Origin of the sequence: Stenotrophomonas sp. AS012628 (genome assembly GCF_010608305.1) — a bacterium.
GTDB classification, from domain to species: Bacteria; Pseudomonadota; Gammaproteobacteria; order Xanthomonadales; family Xanthomonadaceae; genus Stenotrophomonas; species Stenotrophomonas geniculata.
The window spans coordinates 1-17,462 of record NZ_VMBJ01000018.1 but is presented as its reverse complement, the minus strand read 5'-3'; the positions used below and the strand labels follow the sequence as shown (position 1 = coordinate 17,462).

Annotated in this window: 16 protein-coding genes; 8 read left to right on the top strand and 8 right to left on the bottom strand. The window is 67.4% G+C overall.

Annotation, left to right across the window (positions count from 1 at the left end):
• The first annotated feature begins 6 nt into the window (after positions 1-6).
• From G5A07_RS10155 to G5A07_RS10135, 5 genes are all read left to right on the top strand, one after another.
• On the top strand, positions 7-942 hold the full coding sequence (locus tag G5A07_RS10155; protein WP_010485128.1) for a type II secretion system F family protein: 936 nt from the start codon (positions 7-9) through the stop codon (positions 940-942).
• Positions 942-1,838: a hypothetical protein gene (locus tag G5A07_RS10150; protein WP_010485125.1), complete on the top strand. Its 897-nt coding sequence runs from the start codon at positions 942-944 to the stop codon at positions 1,836-1,838. Before G5A07_RS10155 ends, G5A07_RS10150 begins: the two co-directional genes overlap by 1 nt.
• Complete coding sequence (locus G5A07_RS10145; RefSeq protein WP_191849546.1) at positions 1,835-2,293, top strand: DUF3613 domain-containing protein; 459 nt, start codon at positions 1,835-1,837, stop codon at positions 2,291-2,293. Before G5A07_RS10150 ends, G5A07_RS10145 begins: the two co-directional genes overlap by 4 nt.
• An 8-nt stretch (positions 2,294-2,301) precedes the next feature.
• The gene (locus G5A07_RS10140) at positions 2,302-4,461 is read left to right on the top strand and encodes a TadG family pilus assembly protein (RefSeq protein WP_191863271.1); all 2,160 of its coding nucleotides are present in this window, start codon (positions 2,302-2,304) and stop codon (positions 4,459-4,461) included.
• A gap of 99 nt (positions 4,462-4,560) precedes the next feature.
• Positions 4,561-5,274 carry a DUF2968 domain-containing protein gene (locus G5A07_RS10135; protein ID WP_043402505.1) on the top strand — a complete coding sequence of 238 codons (714 nt, stop codon included), beginning with the start codon at positions 4,561-4,563 and terminating at the stop codon, positions 5,272-5,274.
• A gap of 69 nt (positions 5,275-5,343) precedes the next feature.
• Here the strand turns inward: G5A07_RS10135 and G5A07_RS10130 are convergent, their stop codons facing one another.
• Positions 5,344-5,730: a hypothetical protein gene (locus G5A07_RS10130; protein ID WP_071305362.1), complete on the bottom strand. Its 387-nt coding sequence runs from the start codon at positions 5,728-5,730 to the stop codon at positions 5,344-5,346.
• 186 nt (positions 5,731-5,916) lie between these two features.
• On the opposite strand from G5A07_RS10130, the gene G5A07_RS10125 reads away from it, so the two are divergent.
• Entirely contained in the window at positions 5,917-6,741 is an 825-nt protein-coding gene (locus G5A07_RS10125) for an alpha/beta hydrolase (RefSeq protein ID WP_053443200.1), read from the top strand.
• Between the two features lie 101 nt (positions 6,742-6,842).
• Here the strand turns inward: G5A07_RS10125 and G5A07_RS10120 are convergent, their stop codons facing one another.
• The 7 genes from G5A07_RS10120 to G5A07_RS10090 form a co-directional block, all read right to left on the bottom strand.
• Entirely contained in the window at positions 6,843-8,492 is a 1,650-nt protein-coding gene (locus G5A07_RS10120; RefSeq protein ID WP_191863270.1) for an MFS transporter, read from the bottom strand.
• Positions 8,486-9,769, bottom strand: coding sequence for an alginate export family protein (locus G5A07_RS10115; RefSeq protein ID WP_053443202.1), 1,284 nt, complete (start codon positions 9,767-9,769; stop codon positions 8,486-8,488). Before G5A07_RS10115 ends, G5A07_RS10120 begins: the two co-directional genes overlap by 7 nt.
• Complete coding sequence (locus G5A07_RS10110) at positions 9,748-11,595, bottom strand: amidohydrolase (protein WP_191863287.1); 1,848 nt, start codon at positions 11,593-11,595, stop codon at positions 9,748-9,750. Before G5A07_RS10110 ends, G5A07_RS10115 begins: the two co-directional genes overlap by 22 nt.
• Before the next feature lie 119 nt (positions 11,596-11,714).
• Positions 11,715-12,140 (bottom strand): DoxX family protein, encoded by a 426-nt coding sequence (locus G5A07_RS10105; protein WP_191863269.1) that lies wholly within the window; start codon positions 12,138-12,140, stop codon positions 11,715-11,717.
• Positions 12,141-12,142: 2 nt separating this feature from the next.
• A complete protein-coding gene (locus G5A07_RS10100; protein ID WP_010485105.1) occupies positions 12,143-12,799 on the bottom strand; it encodes a hydrolase in 657 nt (218 codons plus the stop codon).
• Positions 12,796-13,239 carry an AraC family transcriptional regulator gene (locus G5A07_RS10095; protein ID WP_019337880.1) on the bottom strand — a complete coding sequence of 148 codons (444 nt, stop codon included), beginning with the start codon at positions 13,237-13,239 and terminating at the stop codon, positions 12,796-12,798. The genes G5A07_RS10100 and G5A07_RS10095 overlap by 4 nt, the downstream gene beginning before the upstream one ends.
• A 50-nt stretch (positions 13,240-13,289) precedes the next feature.
• A complete protein-coding gene (locus tag G5A07_RS10090) occupies positions 13,290-13,622 on the bottom strand; it encodes a hypothetical protein (RefSeq protein WP_019337881.1) in 333 nt (110 codons plus the stop codon).
• 96 nt (positions 13,623-13,718) lie between these two features.
• On the opposite strand from G5A07_RS10090, the gene G5A07_RS10085 reads away from it, so the two are divergent.
• Both G5A07_RS10085 and G5A07_RS10080 read left to right on the top strand, forming a co-directional pair.
• Positions 13,719-16,748, top strand: a complete 3,030-nt coding sequence (locus G5A07_RS10085) for a sensor histidine kinase (protein WP_191863268.1) — start codon at positions 13,719-13,721, stop codon at positions 16,746-16,748.
• Positions 16,741-17,394 carry a response regulator transcription factor gene (locus G5A07_RS10080; protein WP_010485096.1) on the top strand — a complete coding sequence of 218 codons (654 nt, stop codon included), beginning with the start codon at positions 16,741-16,743 and terminating at the stop codon, positions 17,392-17,394. Before G5A07_RS10085 ends, G5A07_RS10080 begins: the two co-directional genes overlap by 8 nt.
• Positions 17,395-17,462: the final 68 nt, after the last annotated feature.

Sequence of the window (17,462 nt, the reverse complement as noted above, 5' to 3'; positions counted from 1 at the left end):
CGACCGATGAGCGCCAGCGCCTGGTTCGCCCTCTCCCTGCTCGTACTGGCTGCAGGTATCGCCCTGCTGGGTATCGGCGGCTGGGTACGCAGCCATCGTGAGCAGCGTACAACGGCCACGTTGAAGACCGCCCTGCAGCCGCGCGAGGCGTCCCGTGACCCCGAACCTGCACGGCACGATTCGCTGGGCTGGCTCGAACGCTTCGGCCGTGCCCTCAGCGGCGGCCGCCTGGAAGCGGCATTGCTGGCCAATGAAGACCGGCTGCTGTTGGATCTGGCCGGGTGGAACACCCGCCGCGGTACGGCCATCTACCTCGGCCTGCGCCTGCTGCTGGCCGTGCTGGTGCTGGCACTGGTGCTGACATTCAGCAGCGTCACCGGGCTGGCCAGGATCATGGTGATCATCGGCGCCTTGGCCGCTGGCCTGCTGCTGCCCAAGTTCATTCTCTCCTCCTGGGTGAAGCGGCGCCGGCGCGCGGTCGACAACGAGCTGCCGCTGCTGATCGACCTGCTGCGCCTGCTGCAGGGCGTGGGCTTCAGCATGGACCAGAGCCTGCAGACGCTCGGCGACAAGCTGCGCGATGCATTGCCGGTCCTCGGCGGCGAGCTGCAGGAGGCCAACGTCGCCTATACCCATGGCCGCACGCGCGCGCAGTCGCTGCGCCGGCTGAGCGAGGTCTATGCAGACGATGACCTGACCAGCCTGATGCAGCTGATCCTGCAGGTGCACGCCCATGGCGGCGCGGTGCAGGAGCCGCTGCGGCAGTTCAGCATCCGCCTGCGCGAACAGCGTCGCAACACGCTGAAGGAAAAGGTCGGCAAGCTCTCGGTGAAGATGACCGTGGTGATGATGCTGACCCTGCTGCCAGCGCTGATGCTGGTCCTTGCCGGCCCGGCGCTGGTCGCGCTGGCCACTACCATGTCCAAGATGGGGTCCCCCTGATGCCTGCCCTGCGCACTTCCTGCCTGATTGTTGCCCTGGCCGCCGTTGCCGGCGCCAGCGGCTGTGCATCGACCACACCGAAGTACCTGCGCGCGCCCAGCCTGGCCGCGCCCGAACCGGCGCCGCAGGACAGCCGCAATGCCTACCTGGAGCTGATCGAACGCATGCAGCAGCAAGGCGCATGGTATGCCTCGCTCGCCCACGTCGACGCCTTCCGTCAGCGCTACGGCGATCCGCCGGCATTGCGTCTGCTGCAGGCCGACGCGCTGCGCGAGACCGGCCAGGCCGATGCTGCGATCGCCCTGTACCGCGATCTTTCCAGTGGTCCCCAGGCCGCCGCGGCCGCACATGGCCTGGGCCTGATTGCCGCGCGCCGCGACGACGACGCCGGCAGTGAGCAGGCACTGGCGCGGGCGACCGAACTGCAGCCATTGAATACAAGCTATCTCGGCGACCTCGGCTATGCGCGGCTGCGCGCCGGGCAGTTCGAGCGCGCGCGCGAACCCCTGGCCAAGGCGCTGGAGCTGTCGCCGGGCAATGCCAAGGCCACTGCCAACCTCGCGCTGTGGGCGGTGCTGCGTGGCGACACCACCACCGCCGAACGCCTCGCCCAGCAGGCCAACCTCAACGACGAGACCCGGCTCAGCATCCAGCAGCAGGCGGCGCAGATCCGTGCCCGCCTGCAGCAACGCCAGGCCGCATCGGCCGCTGCCGCAGCCGTGCCGGCCACTGCGCGTGCTCTCGCCAGAGATGCCGTCGGCAACCCGCCCGCCGCCACGCGACTGGCGGCGGAACCACGCCGCGACAGCCGCGACGAACGCGATCCGCAGCGCCTGCCGCCCTCGATGCTGGAACGCTTCAGTACCTCCGACCACCCGAACGGGAACACACCATGACCGCGACGCCCCTGACCCGACGCCTGCTGCCCGTTCTGATCTGCCTGTTACCGGCCACTGCCGTGCAGGCGCAGCAACAGCCGCTGACCGGTCAGATGCTTGGCGGCAGCACGCCGGCTGTGCCGACGCCGCAGCCGCTGCAGTCCGAGTCACTGGCCACCGTGGACCTGATGGCCCCGCCAGCACCGGTGCCGCAGGCGGCGCCCGCAGCAGTGGCCATCACCGATGGCAATGCTGCAGCCGCGCGACCCGACCGCAGCCAGATCGGCGATACCACGCGCAACCTGTTCCGCCTGCAGGCATCGGGGCAACAGGCCGGGCAGCACCTGCCGATCCTCGGCGACCAGGCGACGCTGAGCTACGCCCGCTACATGAAGAGCTTCGAACACGAGATCCCGGACTTCTTTGAAACCGATGTCGCCAAGTCCAAGGGATCATCCTCATCCGGACGCTGAGGTAGGCCATGAAACGCCCACGCCAGTTCAGTTTCAGCCGCCCACGGGGCGGCATGTCGATCACCATGATGCTGGTCATGCTGGCGTTGCTGGCGATGCTGGGCCTGATCGAGATCGGTTACCTGTTCTGGGCCAAGCGCGATGCGCAGAAAGTCGCTGATCTGGCCGCACTGGCGGGAGCGCAACGGCTGGAGCTGTGCACCTCGGACAACAGCGACAACAGTGCTGCGCGGCAGAGCGCACTCACCCAGAACAGGTTCGCTGGGAGCCTGGAAATCCGTTGCGGAAACTGGAACGTGACCCGGGCCACCGAGGGGCACTTCAGCCCGGCCGTCGATGCTGCGAATCAACGCAACGCCGTTCGTGTCATCACCCGCCGCGCGGTGCTTCCCTTCTTCGGGCAGAACAGCAGCCTGCCGACCGTGACCGCCCAGGCCGTGGCGCGCCGTGCAGAGCCCACGGCGGTTTTCAGTGTCGGCTCGCAACTGCTCCGCATCAACGGCAACACGCCACTGGGAAATGTCCTGAAACTGGTGGGTGCCGACCTCGACAAGACCACCCTGCTCGGCTACGACGGCCTTGCACAGGCGCATATCACCCCGAACGGACTGCTGCAGGCACTGGGCATTCCGATCGACGTCAACATGGGCGTGGCCGAGTTCAACAATCTGCTGGCGGGCCGCAAGGTCAAGCTGGGCAAGATCCTTCAGGCGACCGTTGACCTGCTCACCCAGCAGGGCGTTGCCCACGTGGACCTGAATGCGCTGGAGAATGCCCTGGTCGTGCAGGGCATCGACCTCAAGCAGCTGGAGGTGAAACTCGGCTCCGATGACAGCGGCGGCGGCTTGTTCGCACGCGTGGTCGCGCCGGATGGAACGATTTCCAGCGCGCTGCAGGCCGATGTCAATGTGCTGGACCTTATAGGGACCAGCATCAGCATAGCCAATGGCGGCCGTGCGGTCTCGGTCAATGACCTCAACCTGTTGGGCCTGGTCAATGCGAAAGCCGCCGTGGTGGAGCCGCCGTCGATCGCCATCGGAGGCATTGGCTCGCGCGCCTACAACGCGCAGATCCGCGTCTTCCTCGACATCGACACCAACAACATCCCCGTTGCAGGCGGCGTACTTTCCCTGCTGGGCATCCGCCTGAAGCTGCCGGTCCATGCAGACGTGACCAATGCAATGGCGACCCTGACCAGCCTGCAATGTGGCAGCACGCCTCCCACGGCGACGATCAAGGTCGAGTCCTCCGTGCTGCGCGCCTGCGTCGGCAAGGTGGCCGACAGCGAGCGGTTTTCCAAGCAGAATGTCTGTGGCGACACCCTGCAGAAGGAACAGATGCTGACACTGCTCGGCGCCCCGTTGATCAATGACAGCATCAAGGTCAATACGCTGACCGACACGCAAAGCCTCACCCTCCCCGCCGGCGCGACCGGTTCAACCCAGGTCAACTCCCTGGAGGTGGGCACCGCCGTGTCTGAACTGGTCAGCGAACTGCTGCGCGTACTGTCCGGGGTGCTCGATCCTCGCGACGATGGCATGAGCCAGGGCTCGACCGCAGCGCAGTTGGCCGATCGCTACCTGAAAGCAGCCAACGTTGGTCGCAAGCGATACGATGTCGACGCAACCATCAAGCTGCTGGAATTCGGAGACAGTACGCAGGGATTGAAACCACTGGGAAACTGGGACATCACCAAAGGGGTACCGACCAGCTGTGTGCTGGTGACCTGCATGGTCGACGGCAAGGTCTGGCAAGGATTCCGCAACGCAGTGACCGGGGTTGGCTCGGGGCTCCTCGATGGCGTCCTGGGAGCGCTTGTGGGTGGGCTGCTGGTCAAGCAGTGCAACAGCCTGATCGGCGCCCTGGATGACACCACCTACAACAATTGCATGAAGTACAACCTGACTTCCTACCTGCAGACCGCCGATGCCGGCTTCCTGGACCAGTTCGCCGGCGACGGCGTCACCGCCCCCGGCAATGGCCCGGTCAGTTGTTCGGGCCTGCTGTGCTTCCTGCTGAAGCCCGCCCTGGACGTCCTGAAGCCGCTGCTCAACAGTGTCGGCTCGCTGCTGCGCTCACTGCTTGCCCAGGTACTGGGCCTGGAACTGGGCCGTACGGATGTGCATGTCCAGTCCATCCAGTGCACGCCCGCACAACTGGTCTACTGACCCGTGACGGGCGCCCTTGGCGGCGCCCGCGCACATGCTAGACTCCCGGCGGGGAACCACCTTCATCTCAACCCACACTCATCCGTGGATGGTCTAGACATGCGAGAAACTTCAGGGGGCGCGGTCTTCGCCCGGCACGCGCGCGGCGCGGCACTGCTGGCCGTGGCCATGATGCTGGTGGCACCGGCGGCGATGGCTGCCCGTGGCGACCGCGAAGCAGCCGCAGAGCCGGCCGCACGTACCGCACCGGTGGTGCGCAACACCGTTGACGAGCTCAAGCAGCTGATGGATGCCCGCCAGCTGACCGAGCTGCGCACCACCTACAACGGCAATTACGGCGCCAGCCTGCTGTTCAATGCCAACACCCTGACCTACTACGTCGCCCTGTTCCAGGAGAAGAATTTCTGGCGGGTGATCAAGACCGATGCCGTCGACAACGCCGAGCGTGTCTACCGCACCTTCGCGCAGCAGTCCGAGCAGCTGGCCCAGGTCTACATCGACACCACCCGCCTGGAGGCCGGCAAGCGCTATACCGAGCGCCTGGTGGCCTACAACGAGGAACGCCTGCGCACCCTGCAGCAGGAAATGGAACAGCAGCAGGCACAGTCGGCCCAGGTCAGCGCCGCCCTTCAGCAGGCCCAGCAGCAGGCGGTCAGCCTGAGCAGCGACGTGCAGAGCACCAACAGCCAGTTGGATTCCCTGCAGCGCCGCATCCAGATCCTGCAGGCCGAACAGGGCAACCCGGAGCTGAGCCTGCCCAAGCCGGACAGCGTGCCCTCGCCGGCACCGGCGGCTGCCAGCGACGGTCGCTGAGGTCCAACACCTCGCATCCTGTCCAACGGCGCCTGCGGGCGCCGTTGTCGTTTCCGGCACCATTTCGTGTCAGCGGCACGCCTCATGCACGGCATCGTCCAGTTGCCGGCGCTGCACGAAGTCCATGCGCTTGCCATTGGCCAGCACCTTTGCGCGTTGCTGCCGCGCGCGCTCACAGGCGGCAGGATCCGCGCTGATCGATATCAGTGCAGCCCGCGCACGCGCCTGCCGTACCACACGCGGACGGCTTGAGGCTGGGCTCGCTGCCTTGGCCATGGTTGAACCCGTTGAGGCCGGCTCCGCCGGCACCTCCCAGCGCCATTCCGCATGCCCCTGGCACGGCGTCTGCTGGTAGACCGGATGCGGCCCGTCCACGCATTTGTAGACGTTGGTCTGAGCGTGCGCGCCCGCGGCCAGTAGCAGGCACAACAGCGGACTCCAACACGCATTCAACATCGCAGGCTCCTCAGCAGGGCTACCGCCATCCTCAATGCCGGAACGGCTTCGTGCCAGAGCGATATGCGTCACATCCGGTGTAATCCAGCACAGCCGTGCAAGTCGCCGGCCTGGCGCTGCGCTGTACTGCTGGAGGCACCGGCACAACTGCCAGTGCCTTCCCTCCCTTCCGCCAAGGAAACCGCAATGAGCAACTTCGTCACCGTCGCCGACGGCGCCCGCATCTTCTACAAGGATTGGGGTACCGGCCAGCCGATCGTGTTCGCCCACGGCTGGCCGCTGTCGTCCGATGCCTGGGACCCGCAGATGCTGTTCATGGGCCAGAACGGCTTCCGCGTGATCGCTCACGACCGTCGCAGCCACGGCCGCTCCAGCCAGACCTGGGACGGCAACGACATGGACACCTACGCCGATGACCTGGCCGCAGTGATCGAAGCACTGGACCTGAAGGATGCGATCCTGGTCGGCCATTCCACCGGTGGCGGCGAAGTGGCCCACTACATCGGCCGCCACGGCAGCAAGCGCGTGGCCAAGGTGGTGCTGGTCGGCGCGGTGCCGCCGCTGATGCTGAAGACCGAAGCCAACCCGGCCGGCACCCCGTTGGAAGTCTTCGACAGCATCCGCAAGGGCACCGGCGGTGACCGCTCGCAGTTCTTCAAGGACCTGACCACGCCGTTCTTCGGCGCCAACCGCGACGGCAACACCGTTACCCAGGGCATGCGTGATGTGTTCTGGCTGCAGGGCATGCTCGGTGGCGTCAAGGGTCAGTACGACTGCGTGCACGAGTTCTCGGAAGTGGACTACACCGAGGACCTGAAGAAGATCGATGTGCCGGCGCTGGTCGTGCACGGTGATGACGACCAGATCGTGCCGTTCGATGCCTCGGCCAAGCTGTCCTCGCAGATCATCAAGGACGCCGAGTTGAAGGTGTACCCCGGTGCCCCGCACGGCCTGACCGTTACCCACGCCGACCAGTTCAACGCCGACCTGCTGGCGTTCGCGCGTAAGTGATTCACCGCGGCGGCGCTACCCAGCGCCGCCGCACAAAAAGGGGACGGAGGGGATCAAGTCGTTTGTGCACAAACGACTTGATCCCCTCCGTCCCCTTTTTGTCAGATGTCGCTGTGGTGGTGCGGGACCCCGGTCTTCGGCAGCGGGTCATGCCCACCCACGAAGTGGCGTACCACCGGTGCGCGCTCACCGCGATGCAGTTCCCGCAGCACTTCCTGGGTCGCCTTGTCGTCGGCGGTGATGCGCTCGTGCTGGCGCAGGTGCTCCAGCCACGACGGGGTCACGAAATACTCCAGGTGGATGCCCGGGCTGGCCACATCCTCGACCACGCCCCAGACCACGGCACCATCGCGGCGGCGGATCGTGCCCAGCGCGCGCATCTGCGCCTGGAACGCGGCACGATCAGCATCGTCGATACGGTACTCGATGGTGACCAGCACCGGGCCGCGATCGTTCGACACCGGCACCGACAGCTCTGGTGCCGGCCAGTGCCCGGCCGGACGCAGGTTCAGGTCTTCGGTACCGGCGATGCGCACGCGCCACACCAGCAATCCGCCGATCACCGCACCTGCGGCAGCCACCAGCAACGCCAGCTCCGGCGAGGTACGCTGAGCCAGCGCACCCCAGCTCAGGCCACCGGCCGCCATGCCGGCGGAGAACACCATGATGTACAGCGCCAGTGCACGCGCGCGTACCCACGCTGGTACCGCGGTCTGGGCGGCAATCTGCAGTGACGACAGCACGGTGATCCAGGCAAAACCGTTGATCAGCATCACCAATGGCAGCACGTACCAGCTGCGGGTCAGCGCCAGCCCGACCAGGCTCAGCGCAAGTGAGAGCGTGGCCAGCAGCACCAGCAGGTCGCGATCCATCTGCGCGCGCAGCTTCGGCAGCAGCAAGGCACCGCCCACTGCACCGATACCGATGCAGCCCAGCAGCGTGCCGTACTGCCCGGCCCCACCGTGCATCTGCCCACGCACCACCACCGGCAGCAACGCGTTCATCGCCGCGGCAAAGAAAAAGAAGCCGACCGACTTGATCAGCACGGCCTGCAGGCGTCCGGCACGGCTGGCATAACGCAGGCCCGCCTTCAGCCCTGCGCCAAAACCCTCCGGCGGCAGGCTCGACTGCTTCGGGTCGCGCTTCCAGCCCCACACCACGAACAGCATCGCGGCGAAGGTGATGGCGTTGAAGCCGAACGCCCAGACCGCACCCAGCTGCGCCACGATCACACCGCCGATAGCCGGGCCGATCGAGCGCGCGATGTTGATGCCTATCGAGTTCAGCGCCACTGCCGAAGCCAGCATCGGTTGCGGCACCAGTTCAGACACGATCGCGGCCTGCGCCGGCATCGCCATCGCTGCACCGCAGCCCATGCAGAAGGTCAGCAGCACCAGCAGCTGCGGGGTGAGCATGTCCATCGCGGTAAGTGTCGCCATTATCGCGGCGACCAGCAGCATCCAGCCCTGGGTCGCCAGCAGGTACCTGCGGCGATCGACGATGTCGGCCAGCGTTCCGGCGGCCAGCGCCAGCAGCACGATTGGCACGGTGGTGGCCGACTGCACCAGGGCAACCATCAACGGCGAGCCGGTACGCTCGGCCATCACCCAGGCGGCGGCCACGTCGTTGACCCAGGTGCCGATGTTGCTGGCCAGGATCGCCAGCCAGATCGAGCGGAACATCCTGATCTTCAGCGGGGACCAGGCACCTGCGGCCTGTGCGGGGGGTTGCGACGCGGTTGCGTTCACCATTGCCATGCTCCGACGATCGAGGCAAACAGCGTGTCCTGGCCACCGGCCTGCTTCAGCGCAGGACCCGCATCGACCCAGGCCAGCTGCAGCTGCCATTGCCAGTGTTCGCTGGCCTGCCAGCGGGTTTCGGATTTGTACTGATTACCGATGCGGCGCGCGCCACCGGCGCTGCCCGGCAAAGCCACCAGCGGTGCCGGCGTGGTGTACACCGCATCGGCGCGACGATGCTTCCAGGCCATCTGTACGCCCAGCTCCGTCGTCACCGCGTCGTGCAGACGCAGGGCCAGGGTCGGCTGGACGTCCATCAGATTGGCCGGGGCCAGCAGGCTGGCCTCGCTGAAGTAGGCCGATTTCGGGAACAGTGCGTTGAAGGTTCCCAGGCGGCCGTCATGCAGATTGCCATCGCCACTGGCGATGTCCGCCTTCAGCCCCAACCGCGGTTGCAGCGGCAGGTCCGTCCAGCGCCAGCCGGTGTCGGTGGCCAGCGTCCAGGCGCGGATGTCGAGCGTAGCTGCCGAGGTGCGCAGTTCACCGCCCTGCGCCACCAGTTCACTGTTCCAGTCCAGTGAACCGGACTGGCCGAACCAGCGCGTACCCACGGTCTGCCGCCGTTCGATGCCGAAACCCGCCGAGAAGCGTGCTCCTTCCCGGCGGTAGTCCAGCAGGTACAGATCCCATTGTCCTGCGCCCTGCCCGCGTGCCGTGGTGGCATAGGCACCCCACAGGCGGGCACCGTGTTCGCCGCGATCATCAAAGGCTCCCGGCCGGTTCTGCACCGGTCGCAGTGCCATCAGATCAAGCGTGCCGAGGCGGCCCTTCCACACCAGGCGCGCACCATCGAAGGCCAGGCGGATGTTCGGCCCATCGCGCACCGACAGCAGCCGCGAGCTGCCATAGCCGGCTTCCTGCCGGCCCAGTTGCAGGTGGACGCTGCCACGCTGCCAGCGCCAGTACGCCTGCTGCACGTCCAGCGCGCTGCGGTCGGTGCGGCCAGGGCCGCCTGCCTTGCCATTCTCGGCATGCACGCCCAGCTGCAGCTTCGCCTGCCAGCTGTCCTCCGCATAGGTGGCCGAGGCCAGCGCGCGCAGCAGGCCGTAGCCATCTTCACTGCCACCGATGCCGAACCGGGTCGGGTCGTAGTACAGGCCACGCAAGCGCAGCGAGGCGTCCCACCGCAATTGGCCGTCGCCGGCGCCAGTGCAATGGCCACCCTCGCAGGCCAGCGCCAGCGATGGCACGGCCAGCAGCGCCAGGCTCAGAACGCGAAGCACGAGCATCCCATCGCGCCCCAGAAGGCGGCCAGGTCATCGGTGGGCGCCGCACGTCGCGCGGCATGACCGTGAGCACCATGCGTACTGCAGGCCACGCCGTGATGGTGGCGATGGGCGGCGGCCAACCCGGTGGCAGCACCGCCGACATGGTAGCCACCGAACCTGTTGACCGGCGACCAGTTGGGCATCGCCGGCGGCAGCTGCGGCGCCAGCCCGGCGTAGTCGCCGTCGGCATGCACGATGCGGCCACCGACCACGGTCAGCACGCTGGTGATGTCGGCGATCTGCGCATCGTCGACGCGGAAGAAGTCGGCCGAGAGCAGGATGAAGTCGGCCAGCTGGCCGGCTTTCAGCGTGCCCTTCACCGCCTCGTCGCCGGAGAACCAGGCGCTGCCCTGGGTCCACAGGCGCAGGGCCTGTTCGCGTTCAAGCAGGTTCTCATCACCATACAGGGCCAGCCCGCCCACGGTGCGCCCGGTCACCAGCCAGGACAACGCCACCCACGGGTTGTAGCTGGCCACGCGGGTGGCGTCGGTACCGGCACCGACCGGCACGCCTTCGGCCAGCATGCGCCTGACCGGCGGCGTATGCCGCGCGGCCTGCACGCCATAGCGCTCGACGAAGGCTTCGCCCTGGTAGGCCATGCGGTGCTGCACGGCGATGCCGCCCCCTAGCGCGCGGATGCGTTCGATGTTGCGCGGGGTGATGGTCTCGGCGTGGTCGATGAACCAGTGCAGGCCATCGAACGGCACCTCACGGTTGACCTGTTCGTAGACATCGAGAATGCGGCTGATGCTCTCGTCGTAGGTGGCGTGGATGCGGAACGGCCAACGCTTCTCGACCAGCAGCTTCACCACGTCGTGCAGTTCCGGCTCCAGTTCTGGTGGCAGCTCCGGTCGCGGCTCGTTGAACAGCTCGAAATCAGCCGCGGAGAACACCAGCATCTCGCCGGCACCGTTGTGGCGCAGCAGGTCATCGCCCTGGCGCGGCTGCAGGATCTCGCTCCAGCCACGGAAGTCATCCACTTCCCTGCCCTTGTTCTGGGTGAACAGGTTGTAGGCGATGCGCACCGTCAACTGGTCATCGCGGTGCAGCTGCTCGATGACCTGGTAGTCCTCGGGGTAGTTCTGGAAGCCGCCGCCGGCGTCGATCACCGAGGTGATGCCGAGCCGGTTCAGTTCGCGCATGAAGTGGCGCGTCGAGTTCGCCTGGTATTCGATCGGCAGGCGCGGGCCCTTGGCCAGCGTGGCGTACAGGATCAACGCATTGGGTTTGGCCAGCAGCAGCCCGGTCGGGTTGCCCAGCGAATCACGCACGATCTGCCCGCCCGGCGGATCCGGCGTGTCCTTGCTGTAGCCGCACGCGCGCAGCGCGGCACGGTTGAGCAGCGCGCGGTCGTACAGGTGCAGCAGGAACACCGGCGTATCCGGCGCGATGTCATTGAGCTCCTGCAGCGTCGGCAGGCGCTTCTCGTTGAACTGCGCGGCAGTGAAGCCACCGACCACGCGTACCCACTGCGGTGCGGGCGTGCGGTCGACCTGGGCCTTCAGCATGTCCAGGGCGTCGCCCAGCGAGCGCAGGCCGTCCCAGCGCAGTTCCAGGTTGTAGTTCAGGCCACCACGGATCAGGTGGGTGTGGCTGTCGTTGAGGCCGGGTAGCAGGCGCCGGCCCTGCGCGTCGATCAGGGTCGCTTCATTGCCCCAGCCACGCATGATGTCCTCGTCGCTGCCAACGGCGACGATACGCCCGTCCTGAACGGCCAGCGCCTGCGCATGCGGCTGCTGCGGATCGAGCGTGGTAATGCGGGCATTGCGGATGACCAGCGTGCTCATGCGACGCTCCTTGGAAGTGGAATCGAGTGCAGCACCGGCGCGACCGGCCAGGCTGAGCGCAACAGCGGCACCGCTGGCCAACACCACGTTGCGGCGGCCGTGATCGAGGGGATCGTGACTCATGCGAGGTCTCCCGGAAGGCGGTGGACGTCCAGCGCCCAGGTGCCGGGCCCGGCCAGCGCGATGGCCAGCAGTACCGTGGTCCACATCACCGGGTACTCACTGCCGCCGCGCATCCAGAACCAGCCCCTGGGCAGGGCCAACAGGACGGTGAAACCGATGAAGGCGGCCGCCGCAAGCGCAGCGATGCGGGTCTGCCATCCCAGCAGCACGGCCAGCCCGGACAGCACCTGCAGCAGGGCCAGCAGCAACGGCAACGGTGCCGCTGCCGGCAGCCCGAAACCGCGCAGCTCGGTAGCAAAGCCGGACAGCCCCGGTCCACCGAACCAGCCGAACAGCTTGCCCAGTGCGTGCGGCAGCAGGAAGCCTCCTGCCGCCACGCGCAGCATCAGCAGGGCCAGGTCGAGGCCATGGCCAGCCAGCATGCTCAGTGCCCGCCTTCCTGCGCGCCGAACATGCGCTTGGCGTACTGGATGCCGATGCCGTAGCCGCCGGCGTGGTCGCGGGCAATGCCGGTGGTCAGGTCGTAGGTTTCACCCCGTGCCCAGTCGCGCTGCAGCTCAAGCAGGTACTGCACGCTGGTCATCGGCACCGCGCCGGCCTGCACCATGCGGGTGATCGCACGCTCGTGCGCTTCTTCGCTGACATCACCACAGGCATCGGTGATCACATATACCTCGAAGCCCTGCGCCAGTGCCGACAGCGCCGGGCCGACGATGCAGACGCTGGTCCACAGGCCGGCCATCACCAGCCGGCGCTTGCCGATACGGTTGATCTCGTCGATCACCGGCTGGTCTTCCCAGGTATTCATCGAGGTGCGGTCGAACACCGTCTGGCCCGGGAAGATCTGCGGCAGTTCGGGGAACATCGGGCCGGAGAACGAGGCTTCCGCCACCGTGGTCAGCAGCACCGGCACGTGGAAGCCCTTGGCACCCTTGCTGATCAGCGACACGTTGTTGCGCAGCGCGGAGATGTCGATGGTGTGCGTGGCAAACGCCATCTGCGACTGGAAGTCGATCAGCACCAGGGCGTGGTCGGTCGGCGACAGCAGCGCCGGGGCGGGAGTGGCGGTGGCAAGGCTCATGGATGGACTCCGTTGGAAACACGATCAAGGGGAAGCAACAGGGCGGCATCGCCGGCGACGTACTGGCCGGGGCTGCAGCCGGTCTCCGCGCGGAAGCTGCGGACGAAATGGCTCTGGTCGAAGAAGCCCAGCTGCTGGGCCAGGCAGGCCATCGGCAACTGCGCACCCGGCAGCAGCTGGCGCGCACGCTCGATGCGGCGGCGACGCACATAGCGCAACGGGCTGGCACCGGTACCGGTACGGAACAGGCGCACCAGATGGAAGCGGCTGACGCAGGCGGCCGCCGCCAGCTCGGTCACCCGCAGCGGCTGCGACAGGTGTTCATCGACATAGCGCAATGCACGCTGCAATGCTGCGACCTGCTGTGGTGCCAGCGACGCAGCGGGGAATTCCTGTGGAGTAACGGTGGCCATCGAGGTCGCCGCGAGGGGGTGGCCCATGGTGCGGGGCGCCTGCACGATGCCCTACCCCCGTCGGTCGAGGCCAGCACCTACCCGAATGGGGGAGGCCGGCGGCCGATCACGCGGCGACCGAACAGCCGTGCGTCCAGCGAATAGGCGCCCGGCCCCAGCACCAGCAGGGCCAGAGGCAGCAGCGCCAGTGGCCAAGGCCCGGGCAGCGTGGACAGACCCACGGCCGCCATCACTGCCGCCAGTGGTGTCAGCACACCAAGTGCGAGCATCGCTACGGCCAGCAGGTACAAGGCCGACCACCAGCCGCCTGGCATACCGGGCCCGCAAAGAGCGGCCGCAACGCACAGCCGCAGCCACAGCAGGCCGAGGCCCGGGCCACGGTCGGGAAACATCACGAACAGGCGCTGCATGACCGGGCTCCACGGGGCATGCCGGCGTGATATCGGAACGGACCGCGTGCCGCCTACCCCGTTCGGGTCACCCTGGCCTGCCCCGCACCTGCCAGAATGCGCACCATGCGTGGCCGCCCCTTCCCGTTCCTGCGTCGCCTACCGGCGCTGCTGACGTGCCTGCTGTTGATGACCGCCCTGCCCGCGCTCGCCGTGCAGCGTCCCGCCCTGAGCAGCGGACTGCCCGGCTACGAGCACACTGCATGGCGGGTCGGCCAGGGTGCGCCTGGCGATATATGGGACATTGCGCAGGACCGTGATGGACTGCTGTGGCTGGCGACCGGTTCTGGCCTGTACCGCTTCGACGGCCGCCGTTTTGAACGCCAGGCGCCACCACCGGGCAGCAGCTTCCCGTCCACCAACATGGTCACCCTGGCAGTCGGGCGCAATGACGCAATGTGGATCGGCTACTTCCAGGCCGGCATCAGCCAACTCGCACGCGGCCAACTGCACAACTACGGTCGGCAACAGGGCGTACCGGTCGGCGTGGTGCCGCACTTCAGCCAGGACCGCGAGGGCCGCCTCTGGGCAGCGATCAATGGTGGGCTGCGCTGGTTCGATGGCCGGCGCTGGCAACCCCCGCCGGCCTCCGCCGGGCTGCCGGAACACCGCGTGCAATGGGTGTTGCATGACAGCCGTGGCACGTTCTGGGTACTGGCGGATCTGAAGATATGGATGCGCGGACCCCACCAGGCGGCCTTCATTGATACCGGCATCGCCGTCTCGCAGATGGCAACACTGGTGGAAAACCCGCAGGGTGAGGTATGGCTGGCCGACCGCGTCCGTGGCGCCTCGCCACTGGCAAACGCACATGGTCTGCTGACCGGGCCCGAACGTGAGGCGAGGCGCCTGCCCGACCTGGTCGCTGCCCGCATGCAGTTCACCACCGACGGCGCGCTGTGGGCGACGATGAGCCCGCATGGAGGCGTCGCCCGGGTCACGTTCGACGGCACCCGAGCCGTGCGCATGGAGCGCTTCGATTCACCGCATGGCCTGACGGCCACCTCGGCGGTGCCGATCATCGCCGACCGCGAAGGCAACCTCTGGGTAGGTACCAATCTTGGCCTCAACCGCTTCCGCGCGCGCAGCGTGCACACCCTGGCGGTCGGCCCCAGTGATCCCTACCGCTCGCTGGTGCGCACCACTGACGGACGGGTGTACGGCTACGGTGAAGACCTCAAGCCCTACGACCTGCGGCGGTCCCTGCTGGAAGGCAGCGCCGCACAGCTGCAGGCCGCAGCGCGGCAGGCACCTGCGCCGATCTGGCAGTTCGATTGGGTCAATCTGGCGCGCACTGTCGAAGGCCGTACCACGCTGATTCCGCTGCCCGCGCCGTTCACCGGGCAGCCGCTGCACGCCCTGCTGTTTCCCGACGAGACGCAGGCCTGGGTATGCACGGGCGAACGCGGTGTCCTGCATTACCGGGACGAGCAATGGCAGCGGGCGAGTCGCCTGCCCGAGCAGGCCTGCTCCTCCCTGGCGCTGGACGCCCATGGCCAGCTGCTGCTCGGCTACGCCGATGGTCGCGTGCGCCGGATGGGCACCACGACCATCGATGCCTTCGGCGCAGCGCAGGGCCTTTCGGTGGGGCCGGTGACCGCCCTGCTGCAGCATCAGGACCTGCTGCTGGTAGCCGGCGAAGCCGGACTCGCCGCACGCATCGGCGAGGGGCCCTTCGTTGCAGTGCGCACCGACATGGCCGGCGTCCTCGAAGGCATCACCGGCATGGTCGCCGATGCGGGCGGGCATCTGTGGCTCAATGGCAGCCGTGGCCTGGTGCGTCTTGAGAGCAGCCTGTTGCGCCGAGCAATGCAGGCAGGGCAGCAGGTGACGCCCCGCCTGTTCGATGCGGTGGATGGCATGCCCGGCATTGCCCTGCAGAGCGGGCCGATCGCCACCGCCACCCTGGCCGACGACGGTCTTCTGTGGCTGGCGACCAACCAGGGCCTGGCCTGGCTGGACACCAAGCGTTCGCACGTCAACACACTGGCACCCAGCGTTCGCATCGGCGACGTGCTGTATGGCAGCGAACAGCAACCACTGCGGGACGGCCTGCGCCTGCCGGCCGGCACCAGCCAGCTGCAGATCGACTACGTGGCGCTTTCACTGGCCCGCCCGGAGCGCAACCGCTATCGCTATCGACTATCCGGCGTCGATGACGGCTGGCAGGACGCAGGCAGCAGCACCCGCGCCTATTACACCAACCTGGCGCCGGGAAGCTATCGCTTCGACGTGGAAGCCGCCAATGAGGACGGCATCTGGAGCACGGTCCCGGCCAGCCGCAGCTTCCGCATCGCGCCCACCTTCATCCAGACCGTGTGGTTCAAGCTGCTGTGCGTGGCCGCCGTGCTGGCGCTGCTCGTACTGGCCGTGCGCATCCGAAGTGGCCAGCTCGCCGCGCTGTTCCGCGCCCGCCTGCAGGAGCGAAATGGCGAACGTGAACGCATTGCGCGCGACCTGCACGACACCCTGCTGCAGGGCAGCCAGGGCCTGATCCTGCGCCTGCATGCAATCAGCCAGTCCGCGCAGACGCCAGAAGCAGTGCGCGGCCAGCTGGAGTCGGCGATGCAGCTGGCCGAGCGCAATCTGGCCGAGGGCCGCGAACGCGTCAACGCATTGCGCGACGGCCCTTTCGCCGGCCGCGACCTGGCTTCGGCATTGGCCGATGTGCATGCCGAGTACGCGGGGCATGGCACCAATCCTCTGCGCCTGACCGTTGAGGGCGCGACGCCACCACTACAGGCCGATGCCGCGGAGGAAGTGTTCCTGATTGGTCGCGAGGCCATCCGCAACGCGTTGCGCCACGCCAACGCCAGCGCCATCGAAGTGGAGCTGTCGTACGGCACGCGTTGCTTCCTGCTGCACGTGCGCGACGATGGCGTCGGCATCGCCGACGAGAACGCCGGCCATGGTCATTGGGGCCTGCAGGGCATGCGCGAACGTGCACAGCGCCTCGGTGCGGAACTGCAGCTGTGGACCCGCGCCGGGCTGGGAACCGAAGTCGCGCTGGCGGTTCCCGCCCGGCGCCTGTATCACCGCCGCCCATCGCGTTGGCGCTGGCCCTGGAGTAAAGCAAACCATGACTGAGTCCCCTGCCCCGATCGGCGTGCTGGTGGTCGACGACCACCCGTTGCTGCGTGACGGCCTGGCGGCGCTGCTGGGCGCCCATTCCGACCTGCGCCTGCTCGGCGAGGCCGCCGATGGCGAGGAAGCCATCGCACGCTACCAGCAGCTGCAGCCCGACGTGGTGCTGATGGACCTGCAGATGCCACGCCTGGATGGCGTCGAAGCGATCGTACGGATCCGCGCGATGGACCCACGTGCCCGCATCATTGTGCTGACCACCTACCGCGGCGATGTACGCGCGGTGCGGGCCCTGCAGGCGGGTGCCAGCGCGTACCTGCTGAAGGACATGCTGCGCCACGAACTGGTCGACACCATCCGCATGGTGGCCGGTGGCCGCCGTGCGCCGATTCCTCCAGCGGTGGCTGCCAGCATCGCCGCGCATGTGATCGAAGACCGCCTGTCACCGCGCGAGACCGAGGTACTGCGGCACGTGGCCGGTGGCCTGTCGAACAAGCGAATCGGCGAACGCATGCAGATTTCCGAGCAGACGGTGAAGGCCCACATGAAGAGCCTGATGGACAAGCTGGGCGTGGGTGATCGCACGCATGCGGTGACCCAGGCGCTGAGGCGCGGCATCATCAGCCTGGACGACAGCGGTCACGATTAGGGGGGTGTTCGGCAGGGCTGCGCCCTGCACCCACGGTAGTGCCGGCCGCTGGCCGGCAACCTCAACAG

Excerpts from the sequence above, each read along its gene's own strand:
- G5A07_RS10115 (WP_053443202.1), bottom strand. The coding sequence starts at position 9,769 with ATGCTCGTGCTTCGCGTTCTGAGCCTGGCGCTGCTGGCCGTGCCATCG.
- G5A07_RS10140 (WP_191863271.1), top strand. The coding sequence starts at position 2,302 with ATGAAACGCCCACGCCAGTTCAGTTTCAGCCGCCCACGGGGCGGCATG.
- G5A07_RS10150 (WP_010485125.1), top strand. The coding sequence starts at position 942 with ATGCCTGCCCTGCGCACTTCCTGCCTGATTGTTGCCCTGGCCGCCGTT.
- G5A07_RS10080 (WP_010485096.1), top strand. The coding sequence starts at position 16,741 with ATGACTGAGTCCCCTGCCCCGATCGGCGTGCTGGTGGTCGACGACCAC.
- G5A07_RS10125 (WP_053443200.1), top strand. The coding sequence starts at position 5,917 with ATGAGCAACTTCGTCACCGTCGCCGACGGCGCCCGCATCTTCTACAAG.
- G5A07_RS10090 (WP_019337881.1), bottom strand. The coding sequence starts at position 13,622 with ATGCAGCGCCTGTTCGTGATGTTTCCCGACCGTGGCCCGGGCCTCGGC.
- G5A07_RS10130 (WP_071305362.1), bottom strand. The coding sequence starts at position 5,730 with ATGTTGAATGCGTGTTGGAGTCCGCTGTTGTGCCTGCTACTGGCCGCG.
- G5A07_RS10145 (WP_191849546.1), top strand. The coding sequence starts at position 1,835 with ATGACCGCGACGCCCCTGACCCGACGCCTGCTGCCCGTTCTGATCTGC.
- G5A07_RS10120 (WP_191863270.1), bottom strand. The coding sequence starts at position 8,492 with ATGGTGAACGCAACCGCGTCGCAACCCCCCGCACAGGCCGCAGGTGCC.
- G5A07_RS10095 (WP_019337880.1), bottom strand. The coding sequence starts at position 13,239 with ATGGGCCACCCCCTCGCGGCGACCTCGATGGCCACCGTTACTCCACAG.
- G5A07_RS10105 (WP_191863269.1), bottom strand. The coding sequence starts at position 12,140 with ATGCTGGCTGGCCATGGCCTCGACCTGGCCCTGCTGATGCTGCGCGTG.
- G5A07_RS10155 (WP_010485128.1), top strand. The coding sequence starts at position 7 with ATGAGCGCCAGCGCCTGGTTCGCCCTCTCCCTGCTCGTACTGGCTGCA.
- G5A07_RS10085 (WP_191863268.1), top strand. The coding sequence starts at position 13,719 with ATGCGCACCATGCGTGGCCGCCCCTTCCCGTTCCTGCGTCGCCTACCG.
- G5A07_RS10100 (WP_010485105.1), bottom strand. The coding sequence starts at position 12,799 with ATGAGCCTTGCCACCGCCACTCCCGCCCCGGCGCTGCTGTCGCCGACC.
- G5A07_RS10110 (WP_191863287.1), bottom strand. The coding sequence starts at position 11,595 with ATGAGCACGCTGGTCATCCGCAATGCCCGCATTACCACGCTCGATCCG.
- G5A07_RS10135 (WP_043402505.1), top strand. The coding sequence starts at position 4,561 with ATGCGAGAAACTTCAGGGGGCGCGGTCTTCGCCCGGCACGCGCGCGGC.